General features: G+C 53.6%; 21 protein-coding genes and 1 tRNA gene. 14 read left to right on the top strand and 8 right to left on the bottom strand.

The features are described 5' to 3' along the window. Positions 1-9: 9 nt before the first annotated feature. Positions 10-1,101 (top strand): LiaF transmembrane domain-containing protein, encoded by a 1,092-nt coding sequence (locus MKY64_RS20455; RefSeq protein WP_340955389.1) that lies wholly within the window; start codon positions 10-12, stop codon positions 1,099-1,101. 117 nt (positions 1,102-1,218) lie between these two features. On the opposite strand, the gene MKY64_RS20450 is transcribed toward MKY64_RS20455, so the two are convergent. Continuing rightward, positions 1,219-2,199, bottom strand: a complete 981-nt coding sequence (locus tag MKY64_RS20450) for an aldo/keto reductase (RefSeq protein WP_036696143.1) — start codon at positions 2,197-2,199, stop codon at positions 1,219-1,221. Positions 2,200-2,425: 226 nt separating this feature from the next. Between MKY64_RS20450 and leuB the strand changes: the two genes are divergently transcribed. From leuB to MKY64_RS20425, 5 genes are all read left to right on the top strand, one after another. Beyond that, positions 2,426-3,508 carry a 3-isopropylmalate dehydrogenase gene (gene leuB, locus MKY64_RS20445; protein ID WP_036727684.1) on the top strand — a complete coding sequence of 361 codons (1,083 nt, stop codon included), beginning with the start codon at positions 2,426-2,428 and terminating at the stop codon, positions 3,506-3,508. A gap of 237 nt (positions 3,509-3,745) precedes the next feature. Continuing rightward, positions 3,746-4,285, top strand: coding sequence for a peroxiredoxin (locus tag MKY64_RS20440; RefSeq protein WP_036727686.1), 540 nt, complete (start codon positions 3,746-3,748; stop codon positions 4,283-4,285). Between the two features lie 223 nt (positions 4,286-4,508). Then, a complete protein-coding gene (locus MKY64_RS20435) occupies positions 4,509-4,916 on the top strand; it encodes a hypothetical protein (RefSeq protein WP_036727687.1) in 408 nt (135 codons plus the stop codon). Positions 4,917-5,250: 334 nt separating this feature from the next. After that, the gene (locus MKY64_RS20430; protein ID WP_036727689.1) at positions 5,251-6,354 is read left to right on the top strand and encodes an ATP-binding protein; all 1,104 of its coding nucleotides are present in this window, start codon (positions 5,251-5,253) and stop codon (positions 6,352-6,354) included. Positions 6,355-6,483: 129 nt separating this feature from the next. Further along, positions 6,484-8,016: a leucyl aminopeptidase gene (locus MKY64_RS20425; RefSeq protein ID WP_340955387.1), complete on the top strand. Its 1,533-nt coding sequence runs from the start codon at positions 6,484-6,486 to the stop codon at positions 8,014-8,016. 108 nt (positions 8,017-8,124) lie between these two features. On the opposite strand, the gene MKY64_RS20420 is transcribed toward MKY64_RS20425, so the two are convergent. The 4 genes from MKY64_RS20420 to MKY64_RS20405 all read right to left on the bottom strand — a co-directional run bounded on the left by MKY64_RS20420 (position 8,125) and on the right by MKY64_RS20405 (position 10,848). Next, complete coding sequence (locus MKY64_RS20420) at positions 8,125-8,256, bottom strand: hypothetical protein (protein ID WP_256707444.1); 132 nt, start codon at positions 8,254-8,256, stop codon at positions 8,125-8,127. A gap of 112 nt (positions 8,257-8,368) precedes the next feature. Then, positions 8,369-8,560, bottom strand: coding sequence for a FeoB-associated Cys-rich membrane protein (locus MKY64_RS20415; protein WP_327196469.1), 192 nt, complete (start codon positions 8,558-8,560; stop codon positions 8,369-8,371). 36 nt (positions 8,561-8,596) lie between these two features. Continuing rightward, a complete protein-coding gene (gene feoB / locus MKY64_RS20410) occupies positions 8,597-10,609 on the bottom strand; it encodes a ferrous iron transport protein B (protein ID WP_036727693.1) in 2,013 nt (670 codons plus the stop codon). Further along, entirely contained in the window at positions 10,606-10,848 is a 243-nt protein-coding gene (locus MKY64_RS20405) for a FeoA family protein (protein ID WP_036696155.1), read from the bottom strand. Before MKY64_RS20405 ends, feoB begins: the two co-directional genes overlap by 4 nt. A 218-nt stretch (positions 10,849-11,066) precedes the next feature. On the opposite strand from MKY64_RS20405, the gene MKY64_RS20400 reads away from it, so the two are divergent. The 3 genes from MKY64_RS20400 (at position 11,067) to MKY64_RS20390 (ending at position 14,497) form a co-directional block, all read left to right on the top strand. Next, positions 11,067-12,026, top strand: coding sequence for an aldolase catalytic domain-containing protein (locus MKY64_RS20400; RefSeq protein ID WP_200869575.1), 960 nt, complete (start codon positions 11,067-11,069; stop codon positions 12,024-12,026). A 188-nt stretch (positions 12,027-12,214) separates the two neighbouring features. Continuing rightward, positions 12,215-14,338, top strand: coding sequence for a putative bifunctional diguanylate cyclase/phosphodiesterase (locus MKY64_RS20395; protein WP_036727697.1), 2,124 nt, complete (start codon positions 12,215-12,217; stop codon positions 14,336-14,338). 85 nt (positions 14,339-14,423) lie between these two features. Continuing rightward, a tRNA-Gly gene (locus MKY64_RS20390) sits at positions 14,424-14,497 on the top strand. Between the two features lie 165 nt (positions 14,498-14,662). Here MKY64_RS20390 and MKY64_RS20385 read toward each other — a convergent pair. After that, positions 14,663-16,018: a dipeptidase gene (locus tag MKY64_RS20385; protein ID WP_036727698.1), complete on the bottom strand. Its 1,356-nt coding sequence runs from the start codon at positions 16,016-16,018 to the stop codon at positions 14,663-14,665. Positions 16,019-16,322: 304 nt separating this feature from the next. Here MKY64_RS20385 and MKY64_RS20380 point away from each other — a divergent pair, with 304 nt between their 5' ends. The 3 genes from MKY64_RS20380 (at position 16,323) to MKY64_RS20370 (ending at position 18,310) form a co-directional block, all read left to right on the top strand. After that, the gene (locus MKY64_RS20380; protein ID WP_442792658.1) at positions 16,323-17,285 is read left to right on the top strand and encodes a TRM11 family SAM-dependent methyltransferase; all 963 of its coding nucleotides are present in this window, start codon (positions 16,323-16,325) and stop codon (positions 17,283-17,285) included. Between the two features lie 50 nt (positions 17,286-17,335). Continuing rightward, positions 17,336-17,953: an NUDIX hydrolase gene (locus tag MKY64_RS20375; RefSeq protein WP_209874774.1), complete on the top strand. Its 618-nt coding sequence runs from the start codon at positions 17,336-17,338 to the stop codon at positions 17,951-17,953. Between the two features lie 201 nt (positions 17,954-18,154). After that, entirely contained in the window at positions 18,155-18,310 is a 156-nt protein-coding gene (locus MKY64_RS20370) for a hypothetical protein (protein ID WP_156949647.1), read from the top strand. A 95-nt stretch (positions 18,311-18,405) separates the two neighbouring features. On the opposite strand, the gene MKY64_RS20365 is transcribed toward MKY64_RS20370, so the two are convergent. Both MKY64_RS20365 and abc-f read right to left on the bottom strand, forming a co-directional pair. After that, entirely contained in the window at positions 18,406-18,879 is a 474-nt protein-coding gene (locus MKY64_RS20365; RefSeq protein ID WP_339254399.1) for an ASCH domain-containing protein, read from the bottom strand. Positions 18,880-18,924: 45 nt separating this feature from the next. Beyond that, the gene (abc-f, locus tag MKY64_RS20360; RefSeq protein ID WP_339254401.1) at positions 18,925-20,958 is read right to left on the bottom strand and encodes a ribosomal protection-like ABC-F family protein; all 2,034 of its coding nucleotides are present in this window, start codon (positions 20,956-20,958) and stop codon (positions 18,925-18,927) included. Between the two features lie 461 nt (positions 20,959-21,419). On the opposite strand from abc-f, the gene MKY64_RS20355 reads away from it, so the two are divergent. Further along, positions 21,420-21,797, top strand: a complete 378-nt coding sequence (locus tag MKY64_RS20355) for a PH domain-containing protein (protein ID WP_036696174.1) — start codon at positions 21,420-21,422, stop codon at positions 21,795-21,797. Between the two features lie 226 nt (positions 21,798-22,023). Further along, entirely contained in the window at positions 22,024-23,601 is a 1,578-nt protein-coding gene (ggt, locus tag MKY64_RS20350; protein WP_340955382.1) for a gamma-glutamyltransferase, read from the top strand. Positions 23,602-23,829: the final 228 nt, after the last annotated feature.

The raw sequence follows: 23,829 nt of genomic DNA, 5'->3' as shown, positions 1-23,829 counted from the left end.
AATTAAACGATGGGGAGATGGAAAATCGGCAGCTTTACCGCCGCAATAGGGTGCATAATAGTAGGCGTTATTGTAGTCATGGCTCAATATGGTGTAATCACGTACGATGTGCTGGGTTATATCTGGCCGGCCCTGCTTATCCTGTTCGGCCTGGAGATGCTGCTTAGGCTCTTCATTAAATCAGATGTCAAAAGCCGCGTAAGCGGCTGGGCCATTCTGCTGATCATTGTGCTTATCGCGGCAAGCGGGGCACAGACGGTGCTGGCCGGAGGCTCGCTGAGTAGTATCTTCGGCAATACCAAGCTGGTGCCGGTGAACGGGAAGGTAGAAGTGCAACAGGATATTAAGAATGTGCGGATTGATCTGCCTCAAGGCAAGGTTAAGCTCCAGGGTGTGGATGGGAGCACGCTGACGTATGAAGGAAAGCTGGAGCTGCCGGGCAATACAGACAATGAAGCAGCAAGTGCTCTGGAGCGTAAATGGAAAGTGACGACCGAGGGCGACACGCTTGTGATGGAGCTGGAAGGAGATTCAGGCTGGCTCTCCAATATCCAGATCGGCTTTAATAACAATGCGCCATATCTGAATGTCGGCATTCCGCAGAATCTGGCCGCTCAGGTAGAGACCAGTGACGGTTCCATCGAAGCCGGGGGGCTGGCCGCAGGCATTAATGTGGATACGAGCAACGGAACGATGGATATCCATGATGTCTCCGGAGGGGTGAAGGCTCATAGCAGCAACGGCACGCTGACGGTAAAGAATGTACAGGGCGGAGCAGACCTGGTTAGCTCGAACGGTGCGATTACGCTGGGGAATATTGACGGCGCTGTGTCGGCCAGAAGCAGCAACGGCAAGATTACGGTCAATTCGGCAATCACAGGTGCATGGGAACTGAAATCCAGCAACGGCAAGATTGTCTTGGGTCTTCCGGCGGTAACGGATGCCAAGATTACGGCAGATACCAGTAACGGATCACTTAAAGGCAACGTGGACTGGGGCGGCGACGATGAGGACCATGGAACGGCTGTACTTGGAAAAGGCACCCATGAGGTCACCTTGTCCACCAGCAATGGTTCTATAACAGTGGATACGGCGCAATAAAAGACATAGAAGCATAAAGAGCTGTTCACCGGATACGTTATGCCGGTGAACAGCTCTTTATTGTAAGAGAAGAAATGATATCGGGAGGTTATGCGGGCTGCAGCCAGTTAGTCCTGATTACCATGCATAAGCCTTCGGAGCCGCACCGCCGGGTCCGGGGAAAATCTCGTCCAGACGCTTCAGCACGGACTCGTCCAGAACGACCTCCAGGCTGCGCAGCGCGCTCTCGAACTGCTCCAGCGTACGCGGTCCGATGATTGGCGCTGTTACGGCAGGGTTGGCCAGCAGCCAGGCCAGAGCGATATTATCCTGCGGCTCGCCCAGCTCCAGACTCAGCTCCGCAAAGGCCTCAAGCTGCTTCTTGTGCTGCTCCACACGCTCCGCGTTGCCGCCGCTGCGGCTGCCCTCGATCTTCTTCAGCGCATTGCGTCCCAGCAGTCCTCCGTCAAGCGGACTCCACGGAATAATGCCGAGGCCCAGATGCTGCGCCGCAGGCAGAACCTCAAGCTCCGGCAGACGGCAGGTCAGGCTGTATTTATGCTGCTCGGATACCAGTCCAAGGAACCCGCGGGCCTTCGCTTCCTGCTGGGCAACGGCAATATCCCAGCCGGCGAAGTTGCTGGAGCCGGTGTAGCCGATCTTGCCTTGGCTGACCGCAAGCTCAAAGGCGCCCCACAGCTCGTCCCAGGACACGTTACGGTCGATATGGTGCATCTGGTAGAGTTCGATGTGATCGGTCTGCAGACGCTGCAGGGAGCCCTCCAGATGGCGGCGGATAATGTAGGAGGAGAGGCCGCCTTCATCATTGGGTCCATCCAACTTGTCACTCATCGCCCCGTAGACCTTGGTCGCCAGGACAACCTTCTCACGGCGTCCGCCGCCCTGCTTGAACCAGCGGCCGATAATAGTCTCGGTCAGACCCGAGTTCTCACCCCATCCATACACATTGGCGGTATCAAAAAACTGGACTCCCGCGTCCAGCGCCGCATCCATAATCCGGAAGGCTTCCTTCTCGTCGGTGATGGGACCGAAGTTCATCGTTCCCAGACAGAGGCGGCTTACCTTCATACCAGACTTGCCAAGCTTCGCGTATTGCATCTTGAATCACTCCTCTTCCATATGATTAGAGATCCGATAATTTCACCTACCCATTAATTGTAATCAATTGGCGGGACAAGGGCAAATTAGGGATTTGTCTCACTTATAGGCTATATCTATGAACGTGATAGAATCTATATCTTTGTCCTTTGTCCTTCGTTATGATACAACAATATACAGAAGAACTATGTCTGCGACCAGCAGGACTACCTAAGGAGTGACAGGAATGAGCGAGGTCAAAAAAATCGCCGTAATTGCCGGGGACGGTATCGGACCTGAAGTTGTGGCGGAAGCGGAAAAGGTATTAAAAAGAACGGAAGAGCTGTTTGGGTATACATTTGAAACAGAGCACGCCCTGTTCGGCGGAATCGCCATTGATGAACGCGGAACTCCGCTGCCTGAGGATACGCTTGCGATCTGCCGCAGCGCCGATGCTGTATTGCTTGGAGCCGTAGGCGGACCGAAATGGGATAACAATCCTAAGGAGCTGCGTCCGGAGACCGGACTGCTCGGTATCCGCAAGGCGCTTGGCCTATTCTCCAATCTGCGTCCGGCGGTGGTCTTCGATTGTCTGAAGGATGCTTCGACGCTGAAGCCGGAGGTCCTGGAAGGCACAGACCTGATGGTCGTGCGTGAATTGACAGGCGGGATCTACTTCGGGGACAAGCTGCGCCGTCAAGGTGAGCATGGGGAAGAAGCGGTAGATACTTGTGTCTACAACGTCACTGAAGTGGAACGGATCGTACGCCAGGCGTTCGAGATTGCCGGGAAGCGCCGGGGCAAGCTGGCGAGTGTCGACAAAGCCAACGTTCTGGAGACCTCCCGTCTGTGGCGTGAAGTGGTGAACAGACTGGCGCCGGAATATCCGCAGGTTGAAGTTGAGCATGTGCTGGTGGATAACTGTGCGATGCAGCTGCTGCGCCGTCCTTCGAGCTTCGATGTCATCGTGACCGAGAATATGTTCGGTGATATCCTGAGCGATGAAGCAGCGATGCTGACAGGCTCCATTGGTATGCTGGCCTCCGCTTCACTGGGAGAAGGCAGCTACGGACTCTATGAGCCGGTTCACGGCTCCGCGCCTGACATTGCCGGACAGGGGCTGGCGAACCCGATCGCTACGATCCTGTCGCTTGCACTGATGTTCCGTATGACCTTCGGCTACGAGAATGCAGCCGCAGCCATTGAAGCCGCAGTTGCGGAGGTACTGGATGCCGGTCACCGGACGAGCGATATCGCAGTTGATAAGAGCAAGGCGATCAGCACCACAGAGATGGGCGACCTGATTGTAGCCGCTATCCGCAAAGCCTAGTTCTACCACATGTATCCCTTTTGACGCAGAATGAAGAAAAACTTCACAAAATGTTGCTTATTTATAATTATTATAAAAAAGTAATCAATGTAATATTGACTTTGATTTTGTACGATGATAACATTTGGTCTGTACCCGTAAGAATGTAACCATCCAATAAAATCAAGAAAAGCATATTGCATCCGGCAACGGTCCGGTAGCTGTTTTTCTTACATAATCAAAAGGAGGATTTAAGCAATGGCAGAACGTTTGGTAGGTAAACCCGCTCCTGACTTCTTCATGGAGACAGTAACAGGCGACGGTAAGGATTTCGGTAAGGTAAGCTTGTCTGACTATCGCGGCAAATGGCTTGTATTCTTCTTCTATCCGCTTGATTTCACCTTCGTATGTCCAACTGAAATCACAGCCCTGAGTGATGCTGCTGCTGATTTCGCAGAGCTTGATACAGAAATTCTAGGTGTGAGCATCGACTCCATCCATAGCCACAAGGCTTGGTTGTCTACACCTAAGGATATGAACGGTCTTGGCCAGATCAACTTCCCGCTGGCTTCTGATATCACGAAGAAGGTTGCCAGCGATTATGGCGTCCTGATTGAAGAAGAAGGCATTGCGCTGCGCGGACTGTTCATCATCGATCCTGAAGGTGAACTGAAGTATCAGGTTGTTAACCATAACGATGTGGGCCGCAGCGTTGAAGAGACATTGCGTGTGCTGCAGGCTCTCCAATCCGGCGGGCTGTGCGCTATGAACTGGAAGCCAGGCGACAAGAACCTGTAAGCTTCCGGGCCTCATGAACCGCGATCTTTGATATACTAAGAGGACCTCCTTGCGGGAAGCATTATTCCCTTCAAGGAGGTTTTTTGCAAAGATATGGACAGACGTTTGAAAATAGGCATAAAGGTTAATATATAGCTTGTAAGGAGAGGAATCTCTCCCGCTGTTTTGTAATATACTAATAGGAAATCAAATCAACGACAACACTCAAGGAGGGTGAACAAAAATGAGCTTTTGCTGTGGAGCGAGTATGGTTGGAACGAAGGGGACCCTAAAGCATTATCGCACGCAAGTCCATAATGTTCCCCTGCTTTTTTGTCCGGTATGCCACCGGGTAGAGGTACATTACAAAGTCGAGAATGAATATGAAATTCTGGCGGAATATGCCCATGGCGACGGCGTCACGGATGTGGATTTCCAGGATTATGTGATGGAGGAAGAGGAAGCGATCTTCGAGAACGTCATCAATATGGAGAGCGAGGACCCGCTCGCGATCATACGCAGCCAGATCGATATGTCGCTGGACCTGCTGGCGGTTGCCAAACAGATCGGCGACTCCAAATGGGAACGTGAGCTGAAGAAGCGTCTGGCTGTCATGAGCCAGCGGCGTCACCGGCTCCAGCAGAAGGCTTGAATGTCTGTCTTGATCCTGCCACCATCATGTTATAAATCAGTGAGCTCCCGCCGCCTGGCGGGGGCTCTTTTCAATGTATTTGCAGGAAACAAATCATTCCCCTCCCACTTAAATGTGTCTTAAGAATCATTTTAGGAATATTTTTGCCATTCGACAGATTCTCTGATTGCGTTGTCTTCTTCTCTTGGATATGATTGGAATATAGTTGAAACGGTTGGATAATACAATACGATTTTCGAATGTTCTGGCGGCTTCGTCATATACTCAGATACATAGTAATTTGATGTCGCTTAAGCGTCTTCGTCAATTGCAGTAAAAGGGGGAACTTCGTATCGTGATAAGCCAATATCAGGAAAGCTTGCTATTATCGGCAAGAACGTTTCAATCTGGTCCGATGGATACCACATTTGAGGATGTGCTGGAGCACATCGACAGCGGGATTCTGCTTTTTGATGATGAGGGTGTGCTGACTTTCGTCAACAAGCAGATGTACGGCATTCTGGAGCTTAACCGTCACTCTCTTCTGGGCTGCACCTTGCATCATCTGTTATCCCATATTCAGCTCAGCCGCTTCAAGAAGAAACAGGTGCTCAGGAGTTATCGTGAAATGGTGCTCAAAGGTAAGCCAAGCTATGAATTTGTGGATGAATATGGACGGTACTGGCGCGCAACCCTGTCCAGCGGAGAGGAAATGAAGGGCAGCTACCTGTTCACATTCAAAGAGATCTCCGACTACAAGCTGATTGAACAGACGGCCTACCAGAACGACAGCCTGGCCATGCTGGGCCGGTTATCGGCCTCCATCGCCCACGAGATCCGCAATCCTCTGACGGCTATCCGGGGGTTCATACAATTGCTTCATCCCCATCTGCATCTGCTCGGCAAAGAAGAATATGCGAAGATTATATTAGCGGAGATTGACCGTGCCAATGACATTATTCATGAATTTCTGACTTCCTCCAAGCCTTCTGTGCCGCAGATCAGCATGATTCCTGTCTCTGCCCTGCTGAAGGAAGTGGTCCTGCTGACAGAGAGCGAGGCGCTGATGAAGGGCTGCCAGATCAACTTGCAGGTGCTCCAGGAGGACCTGGTCATCTCAGGGGATATTAAGCAAATGAAGCAGGTTGTGCTGAATATGATCAGAAATGCGATGGAAGCGATCTCGGAGCGGGTGGATGATTCTGTAGGCCGGATTGAGGTAGGTGCACGTAAAGAAGGAACAGAGGTGCGCATCTTCATCTCTGACAACGGTAAGGGAATGGATATCTGCACGCTTGACAGATTGTTCAATCCGTTCTTCACCACGAAGGAGAATGGGACGGGACTCGGGCTCTCCGTCAGTGACCGGATCATCAAGAATCATGGCGGCTGCATCTCGGTCAGCAGCCGGCTGAATGAAGGAACCCGGTTCGTCATTTCGCTTCCGCTTACTCACTAATGCTATCTTAAGCCCTTTGTTCTCGGTGGAGTGCATACGGGTTATAATTAATATGTAAGGGCTGATTCCTGCGATGCACGAACAAGTGCGGGAGATCAGCCTTATCTGCGTTAGTCGGAGGGATGAAGTTTGATCTTTGAATGGAGCAGTGATGCCGGTAAAGCTTCGCCGCAAGGAGATGCTGTATGTCTAATCATCTCAGAGGCACAGGCACAGGGAGAAGGACTTCCGGCAGATTGGGCCGCGAGAGTCCGCCTATTGTCCGCTGCGGGCCTGTTCAGTGGCAAACAAGGGCAAGTGTATATACTGCCCGTAATGGAGCAGCCTGAGCAGCCTGTGGTCATTCTGGCCGGAAGCGGAAAGGGCCAGATGGGTATGCACGAGCTGCGGCAGCTGATGGCGCAGACCGCCAGGGCAGCTTATAGGCTGAAGGCCGCTACGCTGGTTGTGCAGATATTGGCGGTACCGGGCGGGCTGACTGGGGCGCTGAAGGCGGAGCAGGCCGGCCAGGCCATCGCGGAAGGGCTGGTCCTGGGGTCTTACCGCAGAAGACACTATAAGCTGGACCAGGCAGCCTATACGGGTATAGATACGGTACATCTGCGTACGGAAGGCAAGAGCGAAGCAGCAGACGAGGAAGCCTGGAGACAAGGCATGAAGCGGGGGAAGGCTTTCGGGGAGGCTGCTAACCTTGCCCGTGATCTGACCAACCGTCCGGGGAATCTGCTGACTCCTTCGGGTCTTGCAGTGGCTGCCATCGAAATTGCACAGCGGCACGGGCTTCCGGCTGAAGTACTGGATGAACGGGAGCTTGCGCTTAAGGGAATGGGCGGCTTGCTTGCGGTCGGCAGCGGCAGTGTGAATCCTCCCCGCATGATTGTTATCCGCTATCAGGGGACGAATCAATGGGAGAACGCAGTGGGCTTGGTCGGCAAAGGAATCACTTTCGATACCGGGGGCATCTCCCTGAAGCGGGCACCGGGCATGGAGAGCATGTTCAGTGACATGGCCGGGGCCGCAGCCGTTCTTGCGGTTATGGATGCGTTGGGGCATTTGCGTCCCAAGGTCAATGTGGTCATGCTGATTCCGGCGGCAGAGAATATGCCGGCAGCGAATGCTTATAAACCGGGCGATATCATTACTACCCTCAGTGGAAGAACGGTCGAAATCATCAATACTGATGCGGAGGGACGGATCATTCTGGGAGATGCGCTCACCTATGCCCGGGAATGGGGAGCACAGCGGATCATTGACGTAGCCACGCTGACAGGAGCTGTGGTGTCGATTCTGGGAGATGTGGCTACAGGGGCAGTAACGAATGATCAAGCATTCCTGGAAGAGCTTCTGGCAGCCTCAAGGCTGTCAGGGGAGCACATCTGGCCGTTGCCTGCCTATCCTGAATTCCGGGAGATGCTGACAAGCGAGGTTGCGGATCTCCGCAATGCTGCCGGACGATATGGAGCTGTCAGCACGGCGGGGCTGTTCATCGGAGAATTCGCCGAGGGATTGCCGTGGGTGCATCTGGATATTGCAGGGACTGCCTTTCTGTCTGCGGAACGGGGTGTGAATCCTAAGGGTGCCACAGGTATCATGGTCCGCACCTTGCTGGAATATCTGCTGAGCGCTGCGGCTGAACCAGATCACCGCTCCCCTGAGGCCTAGACCGAATCGTCCAAACAGACACAAAGAGCCGCAGATTCTCAGTTTCCTGAGACCTGCGGCTCTTTGTTCATTTGGAATCCTGCTTCTCATAACTGCGGGAATAGCAGCCTATTTACGGGCCTTCATCTGGGCAGTCAGGGATTGGACGCCATTCATAATCTTATCCCGTGTATTCTTATTCTTCAGCAAGTAGGCGGCTCCCAAGGCTACCGTTGTAAACAAAGTCTTCTTGGTGTTCATGGTTATTCCTCCTTGGCAATAGTCTGGTTGTTAAAAGCTTATAACTAACATACCCGCATGCCAAGGTTTCTAAACGAAAGAATACTAAGTCTGTATCCGCTAGAACTGCATCCTAGCGCTTGTTGCCCAGTGAAGCACTGCCGCAGGACAGAGGTGAATCCATCGCTGCTGCGGGACAGGTCTTGCCCTTGTCACAGCCCGCACAGGCCCCCTGCTTGCCTTTCTGCACATGGCGGTAGATTATCCAGCCGGAATACCCGAATATTAGCGCCACAATCACAATATTAACGATCATTGCCGTCATCGCTTCCTCTCTTAATAACTTGGACTTGCTGCGGGGCTACGACCATCCGAGCAAACGTCCTCCTTGATAGATCACCAGTGACACCGCATAGGCCAATACCAGAGAGTAACCCATGGAGAAGAATGTCCATTTCCAGGACGCAGTCTCTTTCTTGATAACGCCGACAGTGGCCAGGCAAGGAATGTAGAGCAGGATAAAGGCCATGAAGCTGATCGAGCTAAGCGGTGTAAAGACTGAAGCAATCTGGCCTTCCAGTCCCGCTGTATCCGGAGCATGGTAGATGATGTTCATGGTAGAGACCACAACCTCTTTCGCGAGGAAGCCGGGCACCAGAGTTGATCCCGCCTGCCATGTTCCGAAGCCGAGCGGCTGCAGCAGCGGGGCAATGAAGCCGCCGAATTTGGCCAGGAAGGAGTGATCCATGTCCACATTGAGGCCGCCAGGACCAGCATAGGACATCAGCCAGATCAGGACCGAGCCGGCCAGGATAATGGTCCCTGCTTTGCGCAGGAAGCCCTTGCCCTTCTCCCAGGTGCTGCGGCTCAGTGTCTTGAGCTGCGGCATCCGGTAAGGAGGCAGCTCGATAATGAAGATAGACGCCTCATTCTTGAACAGGTACTTGGAGAAGAACTTACACAGAACCAGGGCAAATACAACACCCATGACATACATAGAGAGTACAGCTGTAGCTTGCTGGGCAGGAAAGAAGACCGCTGCGAACAGCAGATAGACCGGAAGCCGGGCAGAACAGGACATCAGCGGCATAAGCAGTGTCGTCAGCATCCGGTCCTTGGGCTGTTCAATACTTCGGGCCGCCATAATCGCCGGTACGTTGCAGCCGAAGCCGATAATGAACGGAATGAAGGCCTTGCCATTCAGTCCCATCCGTTCCATCGTGCTGTCCATCAGCAGGCAGACACGGGCCATATACCCGGAATCCTCCAGGAAGGAGATCATCAGGAACAGGATGAATATCTGTGGAACAAATACGAGTACGCCGCCCACACCGCCGATGAGACCATCAACGATCAGTGCGTGCGTGAATTCCGAAGCTCCGATGGCCCCCAGCAGCGAATTCGTCCAATCGCTGAGCTGACCGCCGATGAAGCCATCCAAGAGATCTGACAACGGCCCGCCAATCCAGTCAAAGGTAGTTTTGAACATGGCATACATAAACAGGATGAACAGGGGCAGTCCGAGAAAACGGTGGGTAAGGATGGAATCCAGACGTTCGGTCAAATTATGCGGTTTTTGCAGGGTGGAGTCTATCGCTTCAGCGCACACCTTGCGGATGTAGTCCATGCGGACCGAGCGAATCAACTGGGGAAGAGTGAGTGCAAGCTTATCCCGCTGCAGCCGGGTCTGAGCGGTATCTGCAATCAGCAGCAAGCCGGAAATATCCGTCCGCTTCTTAAGCAGCTCCAGGATTACCGGGTTCTGCTCCAGCAGCTGGAGAGCAACCCAGCGGAGATTAGGCAGACCAGAGATCTTTTGCAAATGTGTAACAATGGAGGCTATGGCTTCTTCAGCGAGTTCCCCATAATTCAACTGGAAGGTAACAGGCGGGATATGGGAAGGCTGCTCCAGCACGCTAAGCACCTGACTGGTTCCTTTGCCTGTCCGGGCAATCAGCGGCAGCACGGGAATACCAAGCTGTTCCGAAAGAATGTCGGGGTTCACCTGAATGCCGCGCGCCTTGGCGACATCGGTCATATTCAGTCCGAGGATCGTCGGCTTGCCATACTCCAGCAGTTGCAGGGTAAGCAGCAGGTTCCGTTCCAACTGCGAGGCATCGACAATATTGATAAGTGCTTCAGGGGTTTCTTCGATTAAGTATTGTGCGGCTACGCCCTCATCACGGGAGAGGGGGTGAAGGGAGTAGATTCCAGGCAGATCGATGAGCTTCCCGGCTCCGTTCTTTAGACTGCCGATTTTTTTCTCAACCGTAACGCCTGCCCAGTTCCCTACGTATTCGTAGGAGGAAGTCAGGGTATTGAACAGCGAGGTTTTCCCGGTGTTGGGGTTCCCCACAAGTGCGATGGAGCTCATGATACTTTCACCTCTATCATAGATGCTTCCTTCCGCCGGATAGCAAATAGCTGACCGTTACATTCAAGCGTAATCGGACCCATGAACGGCCCTTTGCCCTTGAGACGGATCATTACACCCTCAGATACTCCCAGATCGGCCAGACGGCGGCGCAAAATTGGATTCATGCCTTCAATTCTTTGAATGGAGCCGGTAGTGCCTGGTTGCAAACGCAGCAAGGAGCAGGATGTTAGAGCCATTGTTATCCCTCCGAAAGAGACTGATAATCAATCTCAATGATTTCTTGTAATGTAGCATTTTACTGCCATTTATTCTGTGATTAATGTCATTGTTTCTGTTAGCGAAAATCGATATGAAGATTACTGAAATTTTCTTTACAATATCTTCTTCGTTAAAGTATGATTGAACGATAATATAAGCATAGTACTAAAGAGATACCCCGAAGGGAGAACAGATTGTGAAGACTAATCATAGTAAAATTGTCGATTGTACCATCCGTGATGGGGGATTGGTAAATAACTGGGATTTCAGTATTGAATTTGTTCAGAAATTATATGCCGGACTGAATGAAGCCGGTGTTGATTATATGGAAATCGGATATAAGAACTCGCCGAAGCTGCTCAAAGGGGCAGAGGGTGCAGGCCCTTGGCGCTTTTTAAATGATGACTTCCTGCGCAAGGTCATTCCGCAAAAGGGGCATACGAAGCTGTCGGCTCTGGTCGATATCGGCCGGGTGGACGAGAATGATATTCTGCCACGCAGCGAGAGCATGCTCGATCTGATCCGTGTGGCTTGTTACAGCAAGGATGTGGACAAGGCCCTTCAGCTGGTGCAGACCTTCCATGACCTGGGCTATGAGACGACCATTAATATTATGGCCCTGTCCAATGTGATGGAGAATGAGCTGTTGGAAGCCTTCGAGCAGATCCGTGAGAGCGTAGTTGATGTAGTCTATATCGTGGATTCTTACGGCAGCCTGGATCATAATGACTTTCATTACCTGGTAGAGAAGTTCAAGACACATCTTCCGGAGAAGCGGCTCGGTGTGCATACCCACAACAATCTTCAGCTGGCCTTCTCCAATACGCTGATTGCAGCCGAGAAGGGGGTAGAGCTGCTGGATGCTTCCTGTTATGGAATGGGCCGCGCCGCAGGTAACTGTCCTACAGAGCTGCTGGTTACCCATCTGAAGAATACGAATTATACGCTCCGGCCTGTTCTGGATATCATTGAGAACCTGATGATCCCTCTGCGGGAGAAGGAAGAGTGGGGCTATATCATTCCGTATATGATTACAGGAACGCTGGACGAGCATCCCCGCTCGGCAATGGCGCTGCGATCTTCGGCCGATAAAGATAAGGCGGTTGACTTCTATGACACACTGACAACACCCGAGGTCAATTTCGGGGACAAATAACCGTCTGGAAGGAGAAAGCACTGGCCTCTGTTTGTAGGCAGGTGCTTTTTTTCTGCCGAATCTGCTTCCTTACAATATTAGTAGGTGATCAATGTAACTTTACAGAGCTATCTAGCCGATATTTATACATAGGACATCATACACATCCATCTGACTTTATAGATATTATTTTTAGACGCGAGGGACTTATGAGACAAGAAGAGAGAAAGACGATTCATGCGGCTATTCTGGGGGCTGTGCTATTCCTTCTGATCCAGATTTTTCGTACACCGCTGGGCCGAATCGAGGACAAGGATTTACTGATAGCCTTTTACCTTATTTTGGGCTGCTGTACTGTCGCGTTCGGTTTTGCGATTTTTGCCCAGGGCTGGCTGCTGTTCGCCAATAGTCTATCTAAGGCTAGGCTGTACACCTCTGCATTGTTCCTGGGGGTGAGCATTTTTGATTTCCTGCATGTACTCGGGTTTGTAGGTATTCCTGGAATCACCTCGTATATCAGCCCGGAGCAGTCCTTATGGCTCCTGACGTTCTCCCGGCTGGCTAGTGCACTGGGGATTATGCTTATTTTCAGCAGAGAAGACCAGCTTGTAGGAAACGGCGTCAAGGGGAAGGTGTTTCGGAATGCTTTTGTGGTGATTCTGCTGTCTTTGGCTGTGTTTGGTCTCGGCAACCTGATTGTCTCCGGGCTGGCGGACGAACCATGGGCAGAAACGGCAAGAGACCTGATGAACATGGCGATACTGTTCGTCTATTTACTTGGTGCTGCGATTATTATCTATCCTGGCAAAAGCGAAAAGTCAGCCTCTCTGCTGATTATTATCCGTTCCCTTGTATTCTTCTCACTGGCTCAGGTCTTCTTCATGAATCTGTTCAGTGTCGGAGAATTGGATTATCTCTTCGGGATGCTCAGCAGCGCAGCGGCCTATTATCTTCTGCTGACCGGGGTCTACAGATTGACGATTGAGGAGCCATTTCAGGAGAATCAGCAGGCGGAAGCGCGGATTAATTATCTGGCGTATCACGATGAGCTGACAGGTCTTCCGAACAGACGCCGCCTGATGCAGCGCATGGAAGAGGTGGTGCTCCAGAGTGAGCAGGACAAAAGCCGCGGCTTCGCCGGGCTGGTCATTATGAACATCAACCATTTCAAGAATATCAATGACTCTCTTGGCCATTATGCAGGAGATCTGCTGTTGCAGCTGGTCGCCCGGCGGATCGGGGATGAGGTTAGAGTCAATGAAGAGCTCTTTAGTATGGGAGCGGACGAGTTTGCTTTTCTGATGACGGAGCGGACGGGTCTGGAGAATTGTCTGGTCCGGGCGGGTGAGCTGCTGCGCCTGTTCGAGACACCGGTAGGCCTGGAGTCGGGCGAATACCATATCTCGCTGAGTCTGGGGGTAAGCATCTACCCCGGGGATGGAGATACGGCAGAGCAGTTGATACAGAATGCAGACACAGCGGTGCACAATGCCAAGGATCAGGGGGTGGAGATCCGCCGCTATATTCCGGCTATGCAGATGAAGGCGAAGGAACGGCTCAAGCTGGAGAACGATCTGCGCCGGGCGCTGGAACGGGGGGAGTTCTATCTGGTCTATCAGCCCCAGGTACTGCTTGAGACAGAAGAGATTGTCGGCATGGAGGCGCTGCTGCGCTGGAACCATCCCAAACGCGGCTTGGTCTCTCCGGTGGATTTCATTCCTATCGCTGAAGAGAGCGGGCTAATTGTTCCCATTGGGGAATGGGTGCTTAAGACAGCCTGTCTGCAGAATAAAATGTGGCAGGATGCCGGCTATCATCCGATTTGCGTGTCCATTAACCTCTCGATGCGCCAGTTCCTGCAGCCCAATCTGGCCGGCAAAATTGATGCCATCCTGAAGGATATCGGTCTAGATCCCTGCTACGTGGATTTGGAGATTACCGAGAGTATGACCCTGGACAAGGAGACCGCCTTCGACCAATTGAACCGCCTCAAAAGACTTGGCGTATGCATCAGCATCGATGATTTCGGCACAGGCTACAGCTCTCTGCATTATCTGAAAAATATGCCGATTGACCGCTTGAAGATCGACCGTTCCTTCGTATCCGATGTCATGGAGGATAGCAACAATGCCGCGATTGTCTCTACAATTACCTCGATGGCCCACCATTTGAAGCTTAAGGTCACCGCCGAAGGTGTGGAGAACAAGGAGCAGCTCCACTTTCTGCGTCAGCAGCATTGCCATGAAGCCCAGGGGTTTCTGTTCAGCAAGCCGGTGAAGGCGGCCGAATTCGAGCAGTCCTTCCTCAGGCCTCTGCTGGAAATGCCGTCGTAACCTCTGGACCTCCGTTATCTGAATTTAATAGGGTTGCAATTTATTCGTAGTGGTGCTACAATGTTTCTTGTACTCAATTCGAGTTGCGGGTGTAGTTCAATGGTAGAACTTCAGCCTTCCAAGCTGATAGCGTGGGTTCGATTCCCATCACCCGCTCCATATTTAACTTCCGAAATCCTTGTCCGCAAGGGTTTTTTTGTTGTGAAAATGAGGGCGATTGGACCAAATGTAGGCGAAAATAAAACAAAAAGAAGCCAGGCCTCCGATCCTTCGGGGGCCTGGCTTACTTATATGATGTGACAGGTAAGCCGTCTGCCTTGGACGTTAGACGGTCTTCAGGAACTCAACAAGGGTCAGCAGTCCTTTGTCGAAGTTCTCCAGATTGAAATGCTCGTCCGGCGCATGCAGGTTCTCGTCATCGAGTCCGAAGCCCATCAGGACGACCGGCGCCTTCAGGATGCGGGCGAAGCTCTCCATGATTGGGATGGAGCCGCCGTCTTTGGTGAAGAGGGCACGTGTGCCGTAGACCTTGCCATAAGCATCGGCAGCGGTCTGGAGGATCGGGTGTGACGGATCGATGTTGAAGGCGCGTGCCTTCTCCATCTGCTTCACCTGAACCTTGGCGCCGCTCTGGATATTAGCCTTCAGATGGGCTTCAACGGCATCCAGGATGTGCTGCGGGTCCTGGTCGCCGACCAGGCGGCAGGTAATCTTGGCATGGGCTTCCTTCGGGATTACTGTCTTGCTGCCTTCGCCTTGGAAGCCTCCGTATACGCCGTTCAGCTCCAGCGTTGGACGCGCGCCGACCCGTTCCACGAAGGTGTAGCCTTCTTCGCCGTACAATTGCTCCAGGCCGAGGGCGGTCCGGATTTTGTCTTCATCCACACCTTGCTTGGCGAATTCTTCGCGCAGCAGCGGGGACAGGGCAGGCACACCTTCGTAGAAGCCTTCTACAGATACGCGGCCCTTGTCATCGTGAAGGGTGCTGAGCAGCGAGACCAGCGCATGCAGCGCATTGGGAACGCCGCCGCCGTAGGAGCCGGAGTGCAAATCAGTCAAGGCGGTGTTCACTGTGACCTCCATGGAGCAGAGACCACGGAGCCCGGTGCAGATGGCGGGGCGTCCGCGTTCCAGCAGGGAGGTATCCGAGACGAGAACGGCATCTGCCGCAAGCTTGTCCTGGTTAGCTTCCAGGAATGGCGGCAGGTTGATGCTGCCAATCTCTTCTTCCCCTTCGATGCAGAGCTTGATGTTGACTGGCAGCGTGCCCTCTTGCTTCAGGATAGCCTCGATGGCTTTGATATGCATGAATACCTGGCCCTTGTCGTCTGTAGCGCCGCGCGCATACAGCTTGCCGTCACGGATCTCCGGTTCAAACGGAGGGGTAGTCCACAGGTTCAGCGGATCCACCGGCTGTACATCATAATGCCCGTATACCAGAATAGTCGGCTTGCCGGGCGCATGAAGATAGTCTGCATAGATCACCGGATGGCCGGCAGTGGGATGCAGCTCAATATTCTCAAGTCCTGCGCGCTTTAGTGTCTCAGTCAGCCATGCGGCAGCAGCATTGATATCTTCCTTGTGGGTGGAGAGGGCTGAGATGCTGGGAATCGCCAGCCATTGCTTAAGCTCGGTCAGCTGGGCTTCACGCTCAGCCTGAAAGTAAGTTTCGTAAGACATAGTGGGTATGTACCTCCTTGGAATTCGCTGCTTAATACCACAGCTACCCGTATTATGCGGCAACATGCATAACGGAGGGTCTCTGCGGCTCAGGTTCGGCAGTGTAATGCATTCATTATACTGGAGATATCCCGATGGATCAAAAAAGGATTGTCCGGCCCTTCAACATAGGGTGACTGGAGCTGCGTAGCTTAGGTAACACTTCCTTGCAGGCTGTTGATTACTGGCAGTAACCGTGATAGACTTACTTAGTTTAAGCAAAGGAACCGCCGAGCGCGGCGGAAGCGACAGGAGCGAAATTGTAGTGTCAACGAACATACCTGCAAGTGTTGAACCGATATATATTTATACGTATGCCCATTCGCCGGATGAGACCTCATTGTGCGGGATGGAGCTGCGCTGCCTGTTCGGCCGGGAGATCCCTCCGGCTATATTTGCAAGCGGGGTAGAGGCGGATGTCAGCCGCAGTCCTTTTATCAAAGAGCGGATAGATGTGATGTACGAAGGGGACACGCTCCCGGAGATCTACAAGCAGACAGAGCAGGTAGAGCTGGGGGGGCGGAGCTTCAAGGTTATTTTTGTGAAGACTAATGATCTGGCTCCTGAACACAAAATCGAATACGGTGAGCGCAGAGTGATTGAGCGGGAAATTGGCCTGCGGATTGAGGGAGAGGCGGATGTGAACCATCCGGAGCTGGTGTACGGGATTGTAACGCTCGGCGGACGCTGGTACTTCGGCTCTTATCATAAGAACAATGCAACCTGGTTCCGGCAGATGCACAAGCCCCGCAGCTACTCCATAGCGCTCAGCACACGGGTAGCCCGGGCGGCGGTCAATATGGCGGTTCCGCGCATACCCGGTGTGAAGCTGATCGATCCCTGCTGCGGAATTGGCACAGTAATGGTGGAAGCTTTGTCGATGGGAATCGATGTCGTCGGCCGTGATATTAACCCGCTCATTGCAGCCGGTGCGCGGACGAACATTGCTCATTTCGGCTTCGAGAGTGTTGTTACGCTCGGAGATATCGCAGACATAGAGGAGCATTACGATGCGGCCATCGTGGATATGCCTTATAATCTGTATTCACGGATTACCCCCGAAGAGCAGTTTGCGATTCTGAGCCATACGCGGCGGATTGCGGACAGAGTGGTCATTGTAGCGATTGAGGCTGTGGATGAGATGATTGCTGCCGCCGGTTTTACAATTATAGACCGTTGTGTGGCGCGAAAAGGTGCGTTCTCCCGTCATCTGATGCTGTGCGAGTAGAGCGTCTGGAAGAAGTAGTGTAACTAAATCCGAATAAAGGCGGTGTGCTTATGGAACCGAAATGGTTAACCTGGGCCAAAGAAATTCAAGCGATTGCCCAGACCGGACTGACGTATGCCAAGGATGTATATGATATTGAGCGTTATCAGGCACTGCGCGAGCTGAGCGTGGATATTCTGGCGAACTATACGTATGAGAGCAAGGAGCGTATACGGCTCTCTTTCGCGGGTGAAGGCGGGTATAGCACACCTAAGGTGGATATCCGGGGAGTGATTTTTCAGGAGGATAAAATTCTGCTCGTACACGAGAAGCTCGACGGAAAATGGGCGCTGCCCGGAGGGTGGGCGGATATCGGCCTGTCACCGAGTGAGGTGGCTGTCAAGGAGATTGCCGAGGAATCCGGTTACCAGGCGGAAGCGGTTCGTCTGCTTGCTGTACTGGATAAGAAGTTCCATCAGCATCCGCCGGAGCCATACCATACCTATAAAATGTTCATCCTGTGCAGAATTACCGGCGGGGAGGCGGCGGGTGGTGTGGAAACGAGCGGTGTTGGATTTTTTGCCGAGGATGCATTGCCCGAATTGTCTGAAGAACGCAACACGGCAGAGCAGCTACACACTATGTTCCAATATTTACATCATCCCGAAAAAGAAGTAATATTGGACTAAAGCACTGCATATAATAGATAACCAAGAGTGTATATAAGTTTTATGAATACATTTTTTGGTTAATATTATTTATGTAAGCCTTTACAGTGATGATCCGCTGAGCCTTTATATCTAAAAATTTATCGAAAACATCTCTTTTTGGGCCTGGCGGTCTACATTTTTTCCTCTGCTTTGACGATAAGAATTTTAGGAGGGGATCGCATGGAACAAGAAGAGCTAAGACTTCCGCTTGCGCAGGAGGGGATGACCCGGCCTACAGAGGGCAATATCGCCACGGGCCTGGTATGGGGTGTCCTGATCAGTATTCCCTTATGGATCTCGTTGATCGGCTGGATGATGGGCATCTGGAAATTCTAAGACCCGTCCGCAGAAGCTATATTCCACTACTAACTTACACATATACAATGAAGGCTGCCTCTTCGAAGTGAAGAAGCAGCCTTTTTATGCTGAAATTACAAGTCGTTGTTGATATGCGCCAGCTGGAAGGTCTCGCAGACCACCCGCATATCCGGGTCGAAGGGCTTACCCTCACGCTCCAGCTCCCTGGTGAAGAACACCTCATGCTCGTAGCGCCAGGATTCAAGGCTGCGGTCATCCTCCCCTTCGGAGTAGGCGAATTCAGCGGTTACCTCAGCGAATGGAACGACCTCCACCTTCGTTGTTTCGATGATCGCGCGCGGCTGCCCTGTGCTGTCCAGCAGGATGGATAAACCGCCTGTAAAAGGCATGGTCAGCCCTTGCGCTTCAATCAACTCATAATTTTGCGCGGTCCCGGTCTTGATTCCTCTAAGAACCAGATCCAGCAGCTCATCTGCCAGCCGGGGATTGTCGCCGAACGCCCAGGCGCTGTCGAATTTGTCTGCCGCTTCCGGATGCTTCACCAGATAACTCTCCCAATATTTCGCAATTTCCGGAGTTAATGTCATTACGGTCACCTCTACCTTAGATTTAGTATTTAGTCTGTCTACAATTCACATCTCCGCTTCGCTCAACCAGCCGCTATACAGTTCATCGAGCTTCTGCTGTGCAGCATCTCTCATTCCTTGCAGCTCGGCCAGCTTCTCTGCATTGCTCGACAGCTGCGGGTCCAGCATCTCGGCATCGATAAGAGCAAGCTGCGCTTCCGCTGCGGCAATGTCCTGCTCCCACGAAGCTGCCGGACGCGGCTTGCGGTTCGGACTGGCAGGGCTGGAGGGTGATCCCCCTGTATTCTTGCGGCGGGAGGAAGCGGATTCCGTACCCGAACCTGCTGAGGCAGAGGCGGAGGCAGAAGGGGAGCGGTCTACCTGCCCGCTTAAGGAGCGGGGCTTGCCGGTGCCGCCCCCGGAAGATTCCGGCTGCGTGGCCTCTTGCCGCTGGGCGGCTGCGGCATGTTCAGCCTGCTTATCCTTATAATACTCGTAGTTACCCGAGAAGGAGGAGAAGCGTCCGCCGTCAATATGCCAGAGCTTGCCGAAGCAGCGGTTGATGAAGTAACGGTCATGGGATACCGCCAGCACGGTGCCGGGGAACTCCTCCAGCGCTTCCTCCAGCGCTTCGCGGGAATCGATATCCAGATGGTTGGTCGGCTCATCCAGAATCAGCAGATTCGGCCTCTTGTGCATCAGGATCGCGAAGCGCAGCCGGGTCCATTCTCCTCCTGACAGGTTGGTGATGCTCTTGAAGACATCGCTGCCGTAGAAAAGGAAGCGGGCCAGCTGGCCGCGTGCTTCGCCTTCTTCAAGTCCGGCCTCCTCGCGGAAATACCGCAGCACGGAGTGGTCGCCCTCCTCCGGCACAGCTTCCTGGGCAAGATAACCGACGACAGCTCGGGAAGCAAGCGTACAGCTCCCGCTGTCCGGTGACTCCTGGCCAAGGATGATCTTCAGCAGGGTACTTTTGCCTGCTCCGTTGCCGCCGATCAGTGCGGTGGTCTCGCCATATCTCAGAATATCGCTGGCGGCCGAGAAAAGCCTGCGCTCCCCGTAAGACTTGCTGATCCGGTCCAGGATGACGACCTGGTTGCCGGTCCGGTCCTCCTGCTGAAGCTGCAGATCCATGGACTTGCGCTCCAGGATCGGGCGTTTGACCTTGACCATCCGGTCCAGCGCCTTTTGCATGGACGCCGCACGGCGGTGGAAGGAAGGGTTCGGCGGATTGGAGCGGTTGCCCCATTCGATCAGCCTTTTGATACTCTCCTGCATCTGCTTGATCTTCTTCTGCTGCTCCTGGTAGTCAGCGAATTGCTGAAGGAGCCGGGCTTCCTTCTCCACCTGATAACCGCTGTAGTTCGTATGGAAGGTGAAAGCCTCCCCGTCTTCAATCTCGATGACCTTCTTCACCACGGCATCCAGGAAGTAACGGTCATGGGAGATCGCCAGCACCGTGCCGTCATAGCTCTGGAGGAACTGCTCCAGCCACTCGATAGCCTCCATGTCCAGATGGTTGGTCGGCTCATCGAGCAGCAGGATGTCGGGACGGCGCAGCAGCAGCTCGGCCAGCCCTACCTTGGTCTTCTCTCCGCCGGAGAGGGAGGAGAAGCGGCGGTCGTACTGTCCCGTTCCAATTCCCAGCCCTGAGGCTACACGCTGGATCGAGGCTTCCAGCTCATAGCCGCCTGCGGCCTCGAACTTCTCCTGCAGGGTGCCGTATTCCTTAAGCAGCCGGTTCCAGGCCTGCCCGTCTTCGCCCGCGCCGGAGGAAGACATCTCCTGCTCCAGCTCCCGCAGGCGGCGCTGCCAGCCGAGCTGCTCGGCGAAGCTGCGCTGGAGGACGGCATAGACCGTGTCGCTCTCGTTCACCTCCTGAATCTGGGCAAGCAGGCCGATGACGCTGCCCCGGCGGATGGAGAGCTGCCCTTGGTCCGGGCGTTCTTCTCCGCTCAGCAGGTGGAAGAGGGTGGTTTTGCCGCAGCCGTTGCGGCCGATCAGACCGATTTTTTCGCCTTGGCGGATATCGAAGGTGATATCGCTCAGAACGAGCTGGGCACCGTGGTATTTTTGGATATTTTGACATGAGATAATCATCGTTATTCTTCTCCTTTAATTAGGAATGCACTCTCCTTCGCCGTCCTTTGGCTTCTGCGGATTCCGGTCAAAACAGCATAAAAAGGCCGCAGGGAAATTTCCCTGCGGCCTGAGTATTCTTCGGGTTAGGATATCCGTTGAAGTGTAGGCGAGAAAGGCATTTCACAATGTTGTAGTGTTATTAAATTCATGTAAATGGACAGACTTCTCCCGTTGTCCAGATTTGCATGAATAACGCCAGCCATAATATTAATCAGCCGGCTGCTAACACTGTTGGTCCGATTGTGATCCATTCTCCTACACCTCCTTTTTGATAAATTTAAAGCTAGTGTAACCAAAAATCCCGAAATAAGCAAGGGAGAATTGTTCCCGCAGAGACATAAATGCATGGCACTGCAAGTAGTATGGAGTGTGGCGAGGGGGCGTTGCCCTTATAACAGCTGCGGGAAAAGAGGAGAGTTATGGCGATTTTTAACGGATTGCTCGGCAATGCAACTCAGGTGGAGCTGGGGGAGGTGCAGCGGGAATATGGACGGATTCTGGCTCCGAATGAAAAGATTGAGCGCGCCTATAAGCTGGTCCGGGACATGTTTATTTTTACAGACAAGCGGCTGATTCTTGTAGACAAGCAGGGGATGACCGGCAAGAAAACCGAATACCACTCTGTTCCTTACAAAAGCATCACTCATTACTCTGTGGAGACGGCGGGGCATTTCGATCTGGATGCGGAGCTGTGTCTGTATATCTCGGGCGCGGGGCTGCCGCTGAAGAAAACCTTCAACAAATCGGTCGATATCTACGAAGTGCAGGCTGTGCTGTCGCAATATATCCTGAAGTAAGGGGGCGCACAGAGGGCGTACTAAGGCTGTAGCCTGCTGCAGCTCCATATAACAGACGGGTAGAACGAATGCCCGCCTGGGTCTGCTTCCGTCCTGAAATTTGTGCATGGCTCACAAAATAAGCGGCAGCAAATGTAGAGTCCTGCGGAAGCCGTTGACAGGGGTTCAGGTCCTGCTGTTAAATGACACTAACTTAAGCGGCAGGGAAGGGAGGCGGAGGCGGAACATGAGGAGAGGACCGGTGACCGGAACGAAAACAATGGTGGTCAGCCCGCATTATCTGGCCTCGGCGGCGGGCGCGCAAGTTTTGGCCAAAGGCGGCAACGCCTATGATGCGGCCGTTGCAGTCAGCGCGGCGCTGGCTGTGGTCTACCCGCATATGACCGGGCTCGGCGGCGACGCCTTTTGGCTGGGGTACAGCGCCAGCGAAGGGCGCGTGCGGGCCTACAACGGCAGCGGACGCTCGGGCTACGCCGTCCGCCGGGACTGCTATGCCGGGGAAGAGGCCATTCCCCGGCGGGGTGTGCGCAGCGCCATTACGGTGCCCGGAATGGCGGATAGCTGGGAGGCCGTCCAGCGGGAGTATGGACGGCTGACCCTGGCCGAGGTGCTGGAGCCGGCTATCGGCTACAGCGCCGGGGGCTTTCCGCTGTCGCCGGACCAGCATGGCGGCAGTGTTCTGGCCGGAGCCGCGCTGTCGCCTGAAGCGGCGGCGGTGTATCTTCCCGGCGGCCGGATACCGGCGGCGGGAGAGCGGTTTGTGCAGCGGCAGCTGGCCGGGACGCTGCGGGCGCTTGCGGCGGGAGGCCGGGATGCTTTTTATAAAGGGAGCATTGCGGAAGAGATCAGTAATTATATGCAGGCTTCCGGCGGGTATCTGACCCGCGATGATTTCGCGGACCACCAGGGGAGCTGGGAAGAGCCGCTTCAGACCGGATACCATGGGCATACCGTCTATCAGGTTCCGCCGAATTCGCAGGGCTTCACGGCGCTCATGGCGCTTAATATCCTGGAGCATTCTAACTTCGCGGAGATCAGGCATGGCTCCTATGAATATTATCATCTGCTGGTGGAGGCGCTGAAGCTGAGCTTCCGTGACCGTGATCAGGTGCTCACTGACCCGTCCTTCAGCAGCATTCCGCTGGAACGTCTGCTGAGTAAGCCTTATGCGGCTCAACTCGCGGCGGCAATTTCTCCCCGTAAGGCGCTTGCTCTCAGCAGCGAACCGGTTGGAAGGGATACAGCTTATGCGGCGGTAGTAGATGAAGAGGGTAACGCGGTGTCGTTCATCCAGAGTCTGTATTTCGAATTCGGGTCGGGGGTTGTGGCCGGGAATACGGGAATTCTGCTCCAGAACCGCGGGTCCTTCTTCTCGCTTGATCCCGCCCATATCAATACGCTGGAGCCGCACAAGCACACCTTCCACACGCTGATGCCTGCGATGGCCTGCCGGGACGGGAAGCCTGCTTATCTCTATGGCACACAGGGCGGCGAAGGACAGCCGCAGACGCAGACCCTGCTGCTCACGCGCATGCTTCACTATGGGATGGACCCGCAGACTGCGGTGAGTGAACCGCGCTTTGTCTGGGGCAGAACCTGGGGAGAGCCGACCCAGGAGCTACGGATCGAGAACCGGGTGGCGGAAGCCGTGCGGGCTGAGCTGGCGGAGGCGGGGCATCTGGTCCGTGAGGCAGAGAGCTATGACGGGGTGATGGGTCACGCCCACGCCATCTCGATTGACGGTAACGGCTACCGCAGCGGGGGGACGGACCCCCGCTCTGATGGAGCGGCTATCGGGTGGTAAGCGATTTGGATTCTTGGCGTGAAGGTCAAGGAGATAAGGAGATAGTGAGATAAGGGGAATGGGAGAGTGGGAGATAGGAAGGTAAGGGGATAAGGGGATAAGGGGATAAGGGGATAGGAAGACAAGGAGGTAAGAGGATAAGGAGATAGGAGGACAAGGAGATAAGGAGATAAGGAGATAGGGAGATAGGGAGATAAGGAGATAAGGAGATAGGGAGACAAGGAGATA

Source organism: Paenibacillus sp. FSL R7-0210, from assembly GCF_038009085.1.
In the GTDB taxonomy this organism is placed as follows: Bacteria; Bacillota; Bacilli; order Paenibacillales; family Paenibacillaceae; genus Paenibacillus_AQ; species Paenibacillus_AQ silagei.
This window is presented reverse-complemented; position numbering and strand designations above follow the sequence as displayed.

Coding starts and splice junctions, on each gene's coding strand:
- MKY64_RS20455 (WP_340955389.1), top strand. CDS start 10: ATGGGGAGATGGAAAATCGGCAGCTTTACCGCCGCAATAGGGTGCATA.
- MKY64_RS20450 (WP_036696143.1), bottom strand. CDS start 2,199: ATGCAATACGCGAAGCTTGGCAAGTCTGGTATGAAGGTAAGCCGCCTC.
- leuB (WP_036727684.1), top strand. CDS start 2,426: ATGAGCGAGGTCAAAAAAATCGCCGTAATTGCCGGGGACGGTATCGGA.
- MKY64_RS20440 (WP_036727686.1), top strand. CDS start 3,746: ATGGCAGAACGTTTGGTAGGTAAACCCGCTCCTGACTTCTTCATGGAG.
- MKY64_RS20435 (WP_036727687.1), top strand. CDS start 4,509: ATGAGCTTTTGCTGTGGAGCGAGTATGGTTGGAACGAAGGGGACCCTA.
- MKY64_RS20420 (WP_256707444.1), bottom strand. CDS start 8,256: ATGAACACCAAGAAGACTTTGTTTACAACGGTAGCCTTGGGAGCCGCC.
- MKY64_RS20415 (WP_327196469.1), bottom strand. CDS start 8,560: ATGACGGCAATGATCGTTAATATTGTGATTGTGGCGCTAATATTCGGG.
- feoB (WP_036727693.1), bottom strand. CDS start 10,609: ATGAGCTCCATCGCACTTGTGGGGAACCCCAACACCGGGAAAACCTCG.
- MKY64_RS20405 (WP_036696155.1), bottom strand. CDS start 10,848: ATGGCTCTAACATCCTGCTCCTTGCTGCGTTTGCAACCAGGCACTACC.
- MKY64_RS20395 (WP_036727697.1), top strand. CDS start 12,215: ATGAGACAAGAAGAGAGAAAGACGATTCATGCGGCTATTCTGGGGGCT.
- MKY64_RS20385 (WP_036727698.1), bottom strand. CDS start 16,018: ATGTCTTACGAAACTTACTTTCAGGCTGAGCGTGAAGCCCAGCTGACC.
- MKY64_RS20375 (WP_209874774.1), top strand. CDS start 17,336: ATGGAACCGAAATGGTTAACCTGGGCCAAAGAAATTCAAGCGATTGCC.
- MKY64_RS20370 (WP_156949647.1), top strand. CDS start 18,155: ATGGAACAAGAAGAGCTAAGACTTCCGCTTGCGCAGGAGGGGATGACC.
- MKY64_RS20365 (WP_339254399.1), bottom strand. CDS start 18,879: ATGACATTAACTCCGGAAATTGCGAAATATTGGGAGAGTTATCTGGTG.
- abc-f (WP_339254401.1), bottom strand. CDS start 20,958: ATGATTATCTCATGTCAAAATATCCAAAAATACCACGGTGCCCAGCTC.
- MKY64_RS20355 (WP_036696174.1), top strand. CDS start 21,420: ATGGCGATTTTTAACGGATTGCTCGGCAATGCAACTCAGGTGGAGCTG.
- ggt (WP_340955382.1), top strand. CDS start 22,024: ATGAGGAGAGGACCGGTGACCGGAACGAAAACAATGGTGGTCAGCCCG.